The 13,471-nt window shown below is 71.8% G+C and carries 7 protein-coding genes; 6 read left to right on the top strand and 1 reads right to left on the bottom strand.

The window, feature by feature from the left end:
• The first annotated feature begins 116 nt into the window (after positions 1-116).
• Complete coding sequence (secA, locus tag ABT048_RS14755; protein WP_350521754.1) at positions 117-2,879, top strand: preprotein translocase subunit SecA; 2,763 nt, start codon at positions 117-119, stop codon at positions 2,877-2,879.
• A gap of 77 nt (positions 2,880-2,956) precedes the next feature.
• Here secA and ABT048_RS14760 read toward each other — a convergent pair whose 3' ends face one another.
• The gene (locus ABT048_RS14760) at positions 2,957-3,439 is read right to left on the bottom strand and encodes an Rv3235 family protein (protein ID WP_350521755.1); all 483 of its coding nucleotides are present in this window, start codon (positions 3,437-3,439) and stop codon (positions 2,957-2,959) included.
• A gap of 344 nt (positions 3,440-3,783) precedes the next feature.
• Between ABT048_RS14760 and ABT048_RS14765 the strand changes: the two genes are divergently transcribed.
• From ABT048_RS14765 to ABT048_RS14785, 5 genes are all read left to right on the top strand, one after another.
• Entirely contained in the window at positions 3,784-4,962 is a 1,179-nt protein-coding gene (locus tag ABT048_RS14765; RefSeq protein WP_350521756.1) for a patatin-like phospholipase family protein, read from the top strand.
• A gap of 117 nt (positions 4,963-5,079) precedes the next feature.
• Positions 5,080-5,589: a DUF6912 family protein gene (locus ABT048_RS14770; protein ID WP_350521757.1), complete on the top strand. Its 510-nt coding sequence runs from the start codon at positions 5,080-5,082 to the stop codon at positions 5,587-5,589.
• A gap of 111 nt (positions 5,590-5,700) precedes the next feature.
• A complete protein-coding gene (locus ABT048_RS14775; protein WP_350521758.1) occupies positions 5,701-6,357 on the top strand; it encodes an HAD family hydrolase in 657 nt (218 codons plus the stop codon).
• A gap of 130 nt (positions 6,358-6,487) precedes the next feature.
• A complete protein-coding gene (pruA, locus tag ABT048_RS14780) occupies positions 6,488-8,113 on the top strand; it encodes an L-glutamate gamma-semialdehyde dehydrogenase (RefSeq protein WP_350521913.1) in 1,626 nt (541 codons plus the stop codon).
• A gap of 286 nt (positions 8,114-8,399) precedes the next feature.
• Positions 8,400-13,346: an NAD-glutamate dehydrogenase gene (locus tag ABT048_RS14785; protein ID WP_350521759.1), complete on the top strand. Its 4,947-nt coding sequence runs from the start codon at positions 8,400-8,402 to the stop codon at positions 13,344-13,346.
• Positions 13,347-13,471: the final 125 nt, after the last annotated feature.

Genomic DNA, 13,471 nt, shown 5'->3' on the forward strand with positions numbered 1-13,471 from the left:
ATACCGTGCTGACGCACCTCCCGGGGCATTGGACTCCTCGCATACGATGGCCCGTGCGGTGGGGTGGACCCGCCGTGCAGTCGTCCAGTGCCAATACAGGCAAGGAGCCCGCTCAAGTGTCCGTCTTCGACAAGATCCTGCGCGCAGGCGAAGGCAAGATCCTTCGCAAGCTGCAGCGGATTGCTGCCCAGGTCAACTCCATCGAAGAGGACTTCGTCAACCTCACCGACGCCGAGCTGCGCGCGCTGACCGACGAGTACAAGCAGCGCCTCGCCGACGGCGAGAGCCTGGACGACATCCTCCCCGAGGCGTTCGCCACCGTCCGGGAGGCCGCCAAGCGCGTGCTCGGACAGCGGCACTACGACGTCCAGCTCATGGGTGGCGCGGCCCTGCACTTCGGGTACGTCGCCGAGATGCGCACCGGTGAGGGCAAGACCCTCGTCGGCACCCTGCCCGCGTACCTGAACGCGCTGACCGGCAAGGGCGTCCACCTGATCACCGTCAACGACTACCTCGCCGAGCGCGACTCGGAGTGGATGGGCCGGGTGCACCGCTTCCTCGGCCTCGAAGTCGGCGTGATCCTGGGCAACATGACGCCCGCCGAGCGCAAGCGCCAGTACGGCATGGACATCACGTACGGCACGAACAACGAGTTCGGCTTCGACTACCTGCGCGACAACATGGCCTGGTCGAAGGACGAACTCGTCCAGCGCGGCCACAACTTCGCGGTCGTCGACGAGGTCGACTCGATCCTCATCGACGAGGCCCGCACCCCGCTGATCATCTCCGGCCCGGCCGACCAGGCGACCAAGTGGTACGCCGACTTCGCCAAGCTGGTGCAGCGCCTGAAGATCGACCGCGACTACGAGGTCGACGAGAAGAAGCGCACCGTCGGCATCCTGGAGGAGGGCGTCAGCCGGGTCGAGGACTACCTCGGCATCGACAACCTCTACGAGTCGGTGAACACCCCGCTGGTCGGCTTCCTGAACAACGCCATCAAGGCGAAGGAGCTCTACAAGGCGGACAAGGACTACGTCGTCATGAACGGCGAAGTCATGATCGTCGACGAGCACACCGGCCGCATCCTGGCCGGCCGCCGCTACAACGAGGGCATGCACCAGGCGATCGAGGCCAAGGAGGGGGTGGAGGTCCAGAACGAGAACCAGACCCTGGCCACCATCACCCTGCAGAACTTCTTCCGCCTGTACGACAAGCTCGCGGGCATGACCGGTACCGGCACCACCGAGGCCGCCGAGTTCCACCAGATCTACAAGCTCGGCGTGGTGCCGATCCCGACCAACAAGACGCCGCTGCGCATCGACCAGCCCGACCTGATCTACAAGTCGGAGCCGGCCAAGTTCGCCGCCGTGGTCGAGGACATCGCCGAGAAGCACGAGAAGGGCCAGCCGGTGCTGGTCGGCACCGTGTCGGTCGAGAAGTCCGAGTACCTGTCGCAGGAGCTGCGCAAGCGCGGCATCCCGCACGAGGTGCTGAACGCCAAGCACCACGAGCGCGAGGCGCAGATCGTCGCGCAGGCCGGCCGCAAGGGCGCCGTCACCGTCGCCACCAACATGGCCGGCCGCGGCACCGACATCATGCTGGGCGGCAACGCCGACCACCTGGCCGCCGCCGAGCTGGCGCAGCGCGGGCTCACCCCGACGGACACCCCGGACGAGTACGAGGCCGCCTTCCCGGCCGCGCTGGAGAAGGCCAAGGCCTCGGTCAAGGCCGAGCAGGACGAGGTCAAGGAGGCCGGCGGCCTCTACGTCCTCGGCACCGAGCGGCACGAGTCCCGCCGGATCGACAACCAGCTGCGCGGCCGCTCCGGCCGTCAGGGCGACCCGGGCGAGTCCCGCTTCTACCTGTCGCTGGGCGACGACCTGATGCGCCTGTTCAAGGCCGGCATGGTCGAGCGCGTGCTCTCGATGGCCAACGTGCCCGAGGACGTGCCGATCGAGTCCAAGATGGTCACCCGCGCGATCGCGTCCGCGCAGACCCAGGTCGAGCAGCAGAACTTCGAGATCCGCAAGAACGTCCTCAAGTACGACGAGGTGCTCAACCGCCAGCGCGAGGTCATCTACGGCGAGCGCCGCCGCGTGCTGGAGGGCGAGGACCTGCAGGAGCAGGTCGGCCACTTCATGGACGACACCGTCGAGGCCTACGTCAAGGCGGCCACCGGCGAGGGCTTCGAGGACGACTGGGACCTGGACAAGCTCTGGTCCGCGCTCAAGCAGCTCTACCCGGTCACCCTGGACCTGGCGGACCTGGAGGAGGAGGCCGGCGGCACGGCCGGCCTGACCCCGGAGTTCCTGGTCAAGGTCGTCCAGGAGGACATCCAGGGGCAGTACGGCGCCCGCGAGGACCAGCTCGGCGCGGAGATCATGCGCGAGCTGGAGCGCCGGGTCGTGCTGTCGGTGCTGGACCGCCGCTGGCGCGAGCACCTCTACGAGATGGACTACCTCCAGGAGGGCATCGGCCTGCGGGCCATGGCGCAGCGCGACCCGCTGGTCGAGTACCAGCGCGAGGGCTTCGACATGTTCACCGCGATGATGGAGGGCATCAAGGAGGAGTCCGTCGGCTACCTGTTCAACCTGGAGGTCCAGGTCGAGCAGCAGGTCGAGGAGGTCCCGGTCGAGGACGCCCAGGTGGTGCTCGACAAGCTGGAGAAGGACGCCGCCCGCCCGGAGATCAAGGCCAAGGGCCTGGAGGCCCCGAAGCCGCAGCGGCTGCACTACACCGCCCCCTCGGACGAGATCGGCGGCGGCGTGGTCGAGGGCGACTTCGAGGACCTCGCGCCGGAGGACGAGGGCGACGGGATGACCCGCGCCGAGCGCCGCAAGGCCGCCAAGTCGGCCAAGGGCCGTCGCCGCAAGGCCTGAGCAGGCCGCAGGACGCCACGCAGGGCGCCGCTCCCGGACGGGGGCGGCGCCCTGCGCCGTTCCCGGGCCGTGCGCGGTCACCGGGCCTCCACGGCGGTGCACTGCCACTGCCCGGCCGGGCCGCGCTGCTCCAGCCGGAAGGCCACCATGTGGTGCCGCCGGCCGAGGTCGACCCGGACGCAGGCCTCGACGGCGTCGGGCGAGGGCGAGCGGTCGTGCACCGGGCCGAGCCTCGGCCGGTCGGCGGCCCCGCCGCGGCGCAGCGCGCCCGTCCGGACCAGCGAGGCGAGCTGCCCGTAGCCGTCCAGGCTGGTGTGCCGCATCAGCTGGCCGGAGGGCCGGACGCCGGTCAGCACCTCGACCAGCTGGTGGGCGAACCGGGAGGCCAGCGCCCGGGGGTCGTGCCCGGGAGTGCCGGTGCAGGCGGCGCGCGGGTGCCGGGGACGGCGCCCGGCCGGGTCGCAGGCGCCGCCGTCGGCGGTGCGCGGGCGGTGGTGCGGGTGGGCGGCGCGGCGGGCGTCGGGACGGGCCTCGGGGCGGGCGTGGGGACGGGCGGTCACGGGGGCTCCTCGACTGGGTGGTGCGAGTACGGACGGGTCTCAGGCTGGCGGCGTGCCGCGCGGGGCCGCAACGCCTTTCCCGGGCGGCCGGAGCCGGTCTGCGAGTTCACCTATCCGGGTGAACCGGCCAGTGCGGCGACGGGTCGGCGCGGTGGCCCCGTGGCGCCCGGTTGACGTGCGGCGGCGAGCCGTACGGCCCAAAAGGGGACGCTCCGACTGGGCGGACCGGGTGGCGGCGCCGGGCTGTCGCATTGCGCCGTCCCTGCCCGGCGCGCACCATCGGAGCCTGACCGGGAACCGAGGGGAGCGGGGCAGCCGCCTCCCCACGACGACGGGCGGCCGGAATGACGACACGGGCAGTAGTGGTGCCGACCCCGGCGGGCGCGGACACCGCCGCGCGCGCCGGGGGCGCACCCCGTCGCGGCCTGGTCCTGGGCGGCGGCGGGATGCTCGGAGCGGCCTGGACGGTCGGCGCGCTGTGCGCCGTCGAGGAGGCCACCGGTCGGCAGCCGGGCGACGCCGACGTCCTGCTCGGCACCTCGGCGGGCGCGATCCTCGCGGCGATGCTGTCCGGCGGTGTCCGTCCCGAGCAGCTGCGCGACCACCAGCGCGGCCTGCCGATCGAGGACGGCCCGCTGGCCGGGATCGCCTTCGACTACGAAACGGCGGTCGGCGGTGCGACACCGCCCCGCCCCCGGGCCGGCATCGGCTCGCCCGACCTGCTGCGCGACGCCGTCCGGCACCCGCGCGAGTACCCCCTGCTGACCATGGTCTCGGCGATGGCGCCGCACGGCCGCGGCTCGCTGGCGCCGGTCGGCGAGCTGGTGCGCGGCCTGCTCGGACCGGGCGGCTGGCCGGGCGCGGCCGCTCCGGACACGTGCGCCGCGGACGTGGACTCCCGGGCCGTGGGCGCCGGTGACGCGGCCGGCTCGCCCCTGCGGGTCGCCGCCGTGGACTACCGCAACGGCCGCCGGGTGGTCTTCGGCGACCCGGACGCTCCGGCGGTCGCGGTCGCCGACGCCGTGATGGCCTCCTGCGCGATCCCCGGGTGGTTCGCTCCGGTGCGCCTGGACGGCTCGGCCTACGTGGACGGCGGCTGCTGGTCGGCGACCAACGCGGACCTGCTGCTCGGCCGGGGGCTGGACGAGGTGTACGTGCTGGCCCCGATGGCCCTGCGGCTGGATCCCCGGCCCGAGCGGGTGGAGCGGGCCGTGCGCGCCGACGGGTCGGGGCCGGCGGCACGCGGGCGCGACACCCTGGCCGCGCTGCGCGAGTGGCGCGCCCGGGACCGTCCGCGCGGAGTGCTGGCGCAGCTGGTCAGCCGCTACCGCCGCGCCGTCACCCGGCAGCTGCTGCGCGAGGCCGTGCTGCTGCGGGCTGAGGGCGTCCGGGTGCAGCTGCTCGCGCCGACCCTGGCGGACCTCGCGGTGATGGGCCCGAACATGATGGACCCGGCCCGCCGCGGCGCGGTCCTGGAGAGCGCCCTGCGCACCAGCCGGGAGGCGTTGCGGGCCGTGCGGTGATCGGCCGGACCCGGGACCGGAGGTGATCACGGGAGCCCGGCGGAGCTTATTCTTGGGGCGCTGGAGAATCCGTTCCGCTGGACGAAGCCCGCTGGACCGAACCGGAGAGTGCCACCGATGCGCGTGTACGTGCCCACCACCCTGACCGGCCTGGCGGCGGCGCACGAGGGCGGCGCCCTGGAGCAGTCCGCGGCGTACGCCGTGACGCCCGCGCTGCGCGAGTGGTACGTCAGCGACGACATCGAGGAGCTGGAGTACGCGGCGCTGAACCGCGCCGCCCAGGCCTCGCTGCGGCTGCTGGCCGCCGACCCGGACGCCCCGCGCCGCCGGGTCGTGGTGGCGCTGGACGTGGCCGACGGCTCGGTGGGGCCGTTCCCCGGTGACGAGTACCAGGACCAGGCCTCGCTGGGCCGGGTGGTGCTGGCCGGTCCGGTGCGGCTGGCCAAGGCGGCGGCGGTGCACGCGGACGTGTCCGACGACGAGGTGGTCACGGACGTCGCCGCGGCGGTGGCGGCGGTCGCCGCGGCCGATGCGGGCGACCAGGACGCCCAGTTCACCGTGGACGGCGCCGAGGACCACGACCTGCTCTGGTTCGCGACCCAGGAGATCCCCGCGCTGCTCGCCTGAGGCGGGTGCACAGCCAGTACGCGACGGGTGCCCGACGGAGGGGTGCCCCGGGGCGGGTGCGTGAGCTCCGCCCTACCGGCGTGCCCGTGCCCGGCGTTACCGTTGTCCCCCGTGCGCACTCACATCGTTTGGGACTGGAACGGCACTCTCTTCCACGACATGGAAGCAGTGCTCGGGGCGAGCAATGCCGCTTTCGCCACCATCGGCGTCGGGCCGATGAGCCTGCAGGAGTACCGCGAGCAGTACGAGATCCCGATCCCGCGCTTCTACCGGCGCCTGCTCGGCCGGGACCCCTCCACGGAGGAGTGGCTGAAGCTGGACGACGCCTTCCACGACCGCTACCGCGAGCTGAGCCCGTCCTGCGGGCTGACCGAGGGCGCCCGCGACCTGGTGGCCGGCTGGGAGGCGGCCGGCCACAGCCAGTCGCTGCTGTCGCTGTACGTGCACGAGCAGCTGGTGCCGCTGGTCGACACCTTCGGCCTGACCGGCCACTTCCTGCGGGTCGACGGCCGCAGCGGCCCGGCCGGCGGGCAGAAGGCGGAGCACCTGGTCCGGCACCTGGCGGCGCTCGGCGAGCAGGTGGACCCGGCCCGTACGGTGCTGATCGGCGACGCCGCGGACGACGCCCTGGCGGCGCTGAGCGTGGGCGCGCACGCCGTGCTGTACACCGGCGGCTCGCACACCAGGGAGAAGCTGGAGCCGGTCGGCGTCCCGGTGGTGGACACCCTCGCCGAGGCGGTCGAGCTGGCGGGCCGGATCACCGGCTGAGCGCGCCCGGCCGGGGCCGCAGTGGCGGGCGCCACGTCCGCCGTCCGCGTGTCTGAGCGGGCGGATCGGGCCGTCGCTGGTCAGGCTGGACCGACAGCCGATCAGCCAGCAGGACGGAGCCGCCATGCCCATCGACGCAGTCACCGAGGTGCCGACCCCGGTCAACGAGCCGGTGCACGCGTACGCGCCCGGCAGCCCGGAGCGGGACCGGCTGGTCCGGCGGCTGGACGAGCTGGCGGCCGAACAGGTCCCGCTGCCGATGACCATCGGCGCCGAGCAGCGGTTCGGCGGCGGCGAGCGGATCGAGGTGGTCCAGCCGCACCACCACGCGGCCAAGCTGGGCGTGCTCGGCAACGCCACCCGGGAGGACGCCCGGGCGGCGGTGGACGCGGCGCTGGCCGCCGGGCGGCAGTGGCGCTCGCTCTCCTTCGACGACCGTGCCGCGGTGTTCCTGCGCGCCGCCGACCTGCTCTCCGGTCCCTGGCGGGAGACGCTGAACGCGGCCACCATGCTCGGCCAGTCCAAGACCGTTCAGCAGGCCGAGATCGACTCCGCCTGCGAGCTGATCGACTTCTGGCGCTTCAACGTCCACTTCGCCCGGCAGATCCTGGCCGACCAGCCGATCTCCTCGCCCGGCGTCTGGAACCGCACGGACCACCGCCCGCTGGAGGGCTTCGTCTACGCGATCACGCCGTTCAACTTCACCGCGATCGCGGGCAACCTGCCCACCGCCCCCGCGCTGATGGGCAACACCGTGGTCTGGAAGCCCGCGCCGACCCAGACCCTGGCCGCGTACCACCTGATGCGGCTGCTGGAGGCGGCCGGCCTGCCGCCCGGGGTGATCAACCTGGTGACCGGCGACGGCCTGCAGGTCTCCCCGGTCGCGCTGGCCGACCCGGCGCTCGCCGGGCTGCACTTCACCGGCTCCACCGCCACCTTCCGGCACCTGTGGCAGACCGTCGGCGCCAACATCGGCGGCTACCGCACGTACCCGAGGATCGTCGGCGAGACCGGCGGCAAGGACTTCCTGCTCGCGCACCGTTCGGCCGACCCGGACATCCTCAGGACCGCGCTGATCCGCGGCGCCTTCGAGTACCAGGGCCAGAAGTGCTCCGCGCTCTCCCGCGCGTACCTGCCGCGCAGCCTCTGGCAGAAGATCAAGGACGACCTCCTGGCCGAGGTGGACGCGCTCGCCGTGGGCGACGTGACCGACCTGTCCAACTTCATGGGCGCCCTGATCGACCGGCGCGCCTTCGAGAAGAGCCGGGAAGCCATCGACCGCGCCAAGGCCGACCCGACGGTCGAGCTGGCGGCGGGCGGCCAGTACGACGACGCGATCGGCTGGTTCGTCCGGCCCACCGTGCTGGTCTCCTCGGACCACCGCGGCGAGATCTTCCGGACCGAGTACTTCGGCCCGATCCTCGCCGTCCACGTCTACGAGGACTCCCGCTGGGACGACGTGTTCCGGCGGATCGACGATGCCGCCCCGTACGGCCTGACCGGCTCGGTGATCGCGCAGGATCGTTACGCCATCGCCCAGGCCGTGGAGGAGCTGCGCTTCACCGCCGGGAACTTCTACATCAACGACAAACCCACCGGCGCCGTGGTCGGCCAGCAGCCCTTCGGCGGGGGCCGGGCGTCGGGCACCAACGACAAGGCGGGGGCCGCCCAGAACCTCCTGCGGTGGACCTCGGCACGGTCGATCAAGGAGTCCTTCGTGCCGCCGACCCACCACGGCTACCCCCACATGGGCTGAGAGTGAACATCAGCCTCCGGTTTGGACATGCTGTCCAGGACGGACCCGACATCCTGCAGGTTTGCGCCTCCCTGTCCCTGTGCACCTTCGATTGATCCGGTTAGGCTGGCTGGCGTCGTCGGGTGGCTTGCAGGACGAACGTGACGTCCTACCCACTGGGAGGACGTTTCATGCGCGCCATGAGCCCCTTTCAGTCGGATGGTGCGGCAGGATTGCGGCTGACCCGTCGGTGTACATCCACACACCACCGAGTCACGCAACGGCGCGCGACAGGAGCCAAGAAGTCATGCAGACCAAGCTGGACGCAGCCAAGGCCGAACTGCTCAAGAAGGCAGCCGCAGCCGCTGAGAACAGCCAGGTAGGGGGAGCGGCGCCGGGAGAGGGTCTGAGCAACGGCGCTCTGACCGCGTACCTGCACCACTACTACCTCCACACCGCGCCCGAGGACCTGGTCGACCGCGACCCGGTCGACGTCTACGGGGCGGCCGCCTCCCACTACCGCCTGGGCCTCAAGCGCCCGCAGGGCACCGCCGAGGTGCGGGTCCACACCCCCTCGGTCGAGGAGAACGGCTGGTCCTGCGGCCACACGGTCGTCGAGGTGGTCACCGACGACATGCCGTTCCTGGTCGACTCCGTCACCAACGAGCTGTCCCGCCAGGACCGCGCGATCCACATCGTGATCCACCCCCAGCTGGTCGTCCGCCGTGACATCACCGGCAAGCTGCTGGAGATCCTGGACGTCGACGCCTGCTCCCGCAGCCAGGCCGCCGGCACCGAGTGGCCGGCCGACGCGACCGTCGAGTCGTGGATGCACATCGAGATCGACCGCGAGACCGACCGCGACGACCTGCGCACCATCGAGGGCGACCTGCGCCGCGTGCTCGGCGACGTCCGCGAGGTCGTCGAGGACTGGGGCAAGATGCGCGAGAGCGCGCTGCGCCTGGCCGACGAGCTGGCCGAGGAGCCCCCGGCCGGCCTGCCCGAGCAGGAGGTCGGCGAGGCCTGGGAGCTGATGCGCTGGCTCGCCGACGACCACTTCACCTTCCTCGGCTACCGCGAGTACGACCTGGTCGAGCACGAGGGCGAAGAGGTCCTCAAGGCCGTCGCCGGGACGGGCCTGGGCATCCTGCGCTCCGACCCGCACAGCCACGACGACCGCCACCACTCGGTCAGCGAGGCCTTCGGCCGCCTCTCCGCGCCGGTGCGCGCCAAGGCCCACGAGAAGAAGCTGCTCGTCCTGACCAAGGCCAACAGCCGCGCCACCGTGCACCGCCCGGCCTACCTCGACTACGTCGGCGTGAAGAAGTTCAACGCCGCCGGCGAGCCGATCGGCGAGCGCCGCTTCCTCGGCCTGTTCTCCTCCGCCGCCTACACCGAGTCGGTCACCCGCATCCCGGTCGTGCGCCGCAAGGTCCAGGCCGTCCTGGAGGACTCCGGCTTCTCCAGCGAGAGCCACGACGGCCGCGACCTGCTGCAGATCATGGAGACCTTCCCCCGGGACGAGATCTTCCAGACCCCGGCCTCCGAGCTGCTCTCGATCGCCACGAGCGTGCTGTACCTGCAGGAGCGCCGCAAGCTGCGCCTCTTCCTGCGCCAGGACGAGTACGGGCGCTACTTCTCCGCCTTCATCTACCTGCCGCGCGACCGCTACACCACGCGCATCCGGCTGCTGCTCACCGACATCCTCAAGGAGGAGCTGAACGGCGCCACCATCGACTACACGGTGTACGCCACCGAGTCGGTGCTGACCCGTCTGCACTTCGTGGTCCGGGTCGCCCCGGGCACCGAGCTGCCGCAGCTCTCGGACTCCGACATCGAGCGGATCGAGAACCGCCTGGCCGAGGCCGCCCGGTTCTGGATGGACGGCTTCCACGACCAGCTCCACCTCGAACTCGGCGAGGAGAAGGCCGCCGAGCTCGGCCACAAGTACGCCAACGCCTTCCCCGACGGCTACCGCGCCGACTTCCCGCCGCGCACCGCCGTCTCCGACATCAAGCAGATCGAGTCGCTGCACGGCGCGGGCGACTTCCGCCTGAACCTGTACCAGCCGGTCGGCGCCGGCGACGACGAGCGCCGCTTCAAGATCTACCGCGTCGGCGGCCCGATCTCGCTCACCGAGGTCCTGCCCGTCCTCCAGCGCCTGGGCGTCGAGGTGCTCGACGAGCACCCGTACGCGCTGCGCCGCTCCGACGGCACCACCGCGTGGGTCATCGACTTCGGCCTGAAGCTGCGCGAGGCCACCGGGCTCAGCGACGAGGCCCGCGAGCGCTTCCAGGAGACCTTCGCGGCCACCTGGACCGGCAAGGCCGAGAACGACGGCTTCAACGAGCTGGTCCTCACCGCCGGGCTGACCTGGCGGCAGGCGATGATGCTGCGCGCGTACGCCAAGTACCTGCGCCAGGCGGGCTCCACGTTCTCCCAGGACTACATGGAGGACGCGCTCCGCAACAACACCCACACCACCCGCCTGCTGGTCAACCTGTTCGAGGCCCGGCTGAGCCCGAGCCACCGTTCGGGCGCCCTGGAGCTGACCGAGGGCATCCTGGAGGAGCTGTCCGGCGCCCTCGACGAGGTCGTCTCGCTGGACGAGGACCGCATCCTGCGCTCCTTCCTGAACCTCATCAAGGCCACCCTGCGGACCAACTTCTTCCAGCACGCCGCCGACGGCGACTGGCACACCTACGTGTCGATGAAGTTCGACCCGAAGGCCGTCCCGGACCTGCCGGCCCCGCGCCCGGCGTTCGAGATCTGGGTCTACTCGCCGCAGGTCGAGGGCGTGCACCTGCGCTTCGGCAAGGTCGCCCGCGGCGGTCTGCGCTGGTCCGACCGGCGCGAGGACTTCCGCACCGAGATCCTGGGCCTGGTCAAGGCGCAGATGGTCAAGAACACCGTCATCGTCCCGGTCGGCGCCAAGGGCGGCTTCGTCGCCAAGCAGCTGCCGGACCCGTCGGTGGACCGCGACGCCTGGCTGGCCGAGGGCGTCTCCTCGTACAAGACGTTCATCTCGGCGCTGCTCGACATCACCGACAACCTGGTCGGCGGCGAGGTCGTGCACCCGGCCGACGTGGTCCGCCACGACGAGGACGACACCTACCTGGTCGTCGCGGCCGACAAGGGCACCGCGACCTTCTCCGACATCGCCAACGGCGTCGCCGAGTCGTACGGCTTCTGGCTGGGCGACGCGTTCGCCTCCGGCGGCTCGGCCGGCTACGACCACAAGGGCATGGGCATCACCGCCCGCGGCGCCTGGGAGTCGGTCAAGCGCAACTTCCGCGAGCTCGGCGTCGACACCCAGACCGAGGACTTCACCGTCATCGGCATCGGCGACATGTCCGGCGACGTCTTCGGCAACGGCATGCTGCTCAGCGAGCACATCCGCCTGGTCGCCGCCTTCGACCACCGCCACATCTTCCTCGACCCGAACCCGGACGCGGCCGCCTCGTACGCCGAGCGCCGCCGCCTGTTCGACCTCCCGCGCAGCTCCTGGGACGACTACGACAAGTCGCTGATCTCGGCCGGCGGCGGGGTCTTCCCGCGGTCCGCCAAGGCGATCCAGCTGAGCCCCCAGGTCCGCGCCGCGCTCGGCGTCGAGGCGGGCAAGCTGACCCCGGCCGAGCTGATGAAGGCGATCCTGCAGGCGCCGGTCGACCTGTTCTGGAACGGCGGCATCGGCACCTACGTCAAGTCCTCCGCCGAGACCAACGCCGAGGTCGGCGACAAGGCCAACGACGCCATCCGGGTCAACGGCGAGCAGGTCCGGGCCCGGGTCATCGGCGAGGGCGGCAACCTCGGCTGCACCCAGCTCGGCCGCATCGAGTACGCGGCCACCGGCGGCCCGGAGGGCACCGGCGGCTGGATCAACACCGACGCGATCGACAACTCGGCCGGTGTGGACACCTCGGACCACGAGGTCAACATCAAGATCCTGCTCAACCAGGTCGTCGCCGAGGGCGACATGACGGTCAAGCAGCGCAACGCCCTGCTGGCCGAGATGACCGACGAGGTCGGCCACCTGGTGCTGCGCAACAACTACGCGCAGAACGTGGTGCTGGCCAACGCCGTGGCCCAGGCGCACAGCATGGTCAACGTCCACTCCCGGATGATCAACCGCTTCGAGGCGGCCGGCCGCCTGGACCGGGCGCTGGAGTTCCTGCCCACCGAGCGCCAGATCCGTGACCGCCAGCAGAACGGCCGCGGGCTGTCCCAGCCCGAGATGTCCGTGCTGCTCGCCTACACCAAGATCATCCTGGCCGACGAGCTGCTCGCCACCGACCTGCCCGACGACCCGTACTTCCACGCCGCGCTGCACGAGTACTTCCCCAGCGCCCTGCGGGCCCGGTTCGCCGACGCGATCGACAGCCACGCGCTGCGCCGCGAGATCATCACCACGCTGATCGTCAACGACACGATCAACCGCGGTGGCTGCACCTTCGCCTTCCGCCTGAAGGAGGAGACCGGCGCGACCTACGAGGAGATCGCCCGGACGCACACCGCCGCGCGGGCCGTCTTCGGCCTGGAGACGATCTGGGGCGAGATCGAGGGCCTGGACAACCAGGTCCCGGCCCGGGTGCAGACCAAGATGCGCCTGCACTCGCGCCGCCTGGTCGAGCGCGCCACCCGGTGGATGCTCAACAACCGCCGCCAGCCGCTCGACATCGCCGGCACCATCGAGTTCTTCCACGACCGGGTCAACCAGGTCTGGGGCTCGCTGCCCAAGCCGCTGCGCGGCGAGGACCTCACCTGGTTCGAGTCCGTGTACGACGAGCTCGCCGCGGCCGGTGTGCCGGAGGAGCTGGCCACCCGGATCGCCGGCCTCTCCTCGGTCTTCCCGACCCTGGACATCACCGAGGTCGCGGACCGCTCCGGCAAGGACGTCGCCGACGTCGCCGAGCTGTACTACGACCTGGGCGACCGGCTGCAGATCTCGCACCTGCTCGACCGCATCATCGAGCTGCCCCGCACCGACCGCTGGTCGTCGATGGCCCGGGCCGCGATCCGCGAGGACCTCTTCGCGGCGCACGCGGCGCTGACCGCCGACATCCTGGCCTGCGGCCCCGAGGGCGCCACCCCGGAGGAGCGCTACACGGCCTGGGCCGAGCTCAACGCCACGCTGCTCAACCGGGCCAAGAGCACCCTCGACGACATAAGGGGTTCGGACAACTACGAGCTGTCCAGCCTCTCGGTCGCGATGCGCGTCATCCGCACCCTGCTGCGCACCGGCTCGATGCGCTGACGGACAGCCGCACGGAAGGGCCCGCGTCCCCGGACGCGGGCCCTTCCGCGTGTCCGGACGCCATTGCGCGTCCCCGGGCCCCGTGCCGTGCGCCCCGACCCCACCGCTCGCGCGGCCGCCCCAGC

Source organism: Kitasatospora sp. NPDC096140 (assembly GCF_040303045.1).
GTDB lineage: Bacteria > Actinomycetota > Actinomycetes > Streptomycetales > Streptomycetaceae > Kitasatospora.

Excerpts from the sequence above, each read along its gene's own strand:
- ABT048_RS14765 (WP_350521756.1), top strand. The coding sequence starts at position 3,784 with ATGACGACACGGGCAGTAGTGGTGCCGACCCCGGCGGGCGCGGACACC.
- ABT048_RS14770 (WP_350521757.1), top strand. The coding sequence starts at position 5,080 with ATGCGCGTGTACGTGCCCACCACCCTGACCGGCCTGGCGGCGGCGCAC.
- ABT048_RS14785 (WP_350521759.1), top strand. The coding sequence starts at position 8,400 with ATGCAGACCAAGCTGGACGCAGCCAAGGCCGAACTGCTCAAGAAGGCA.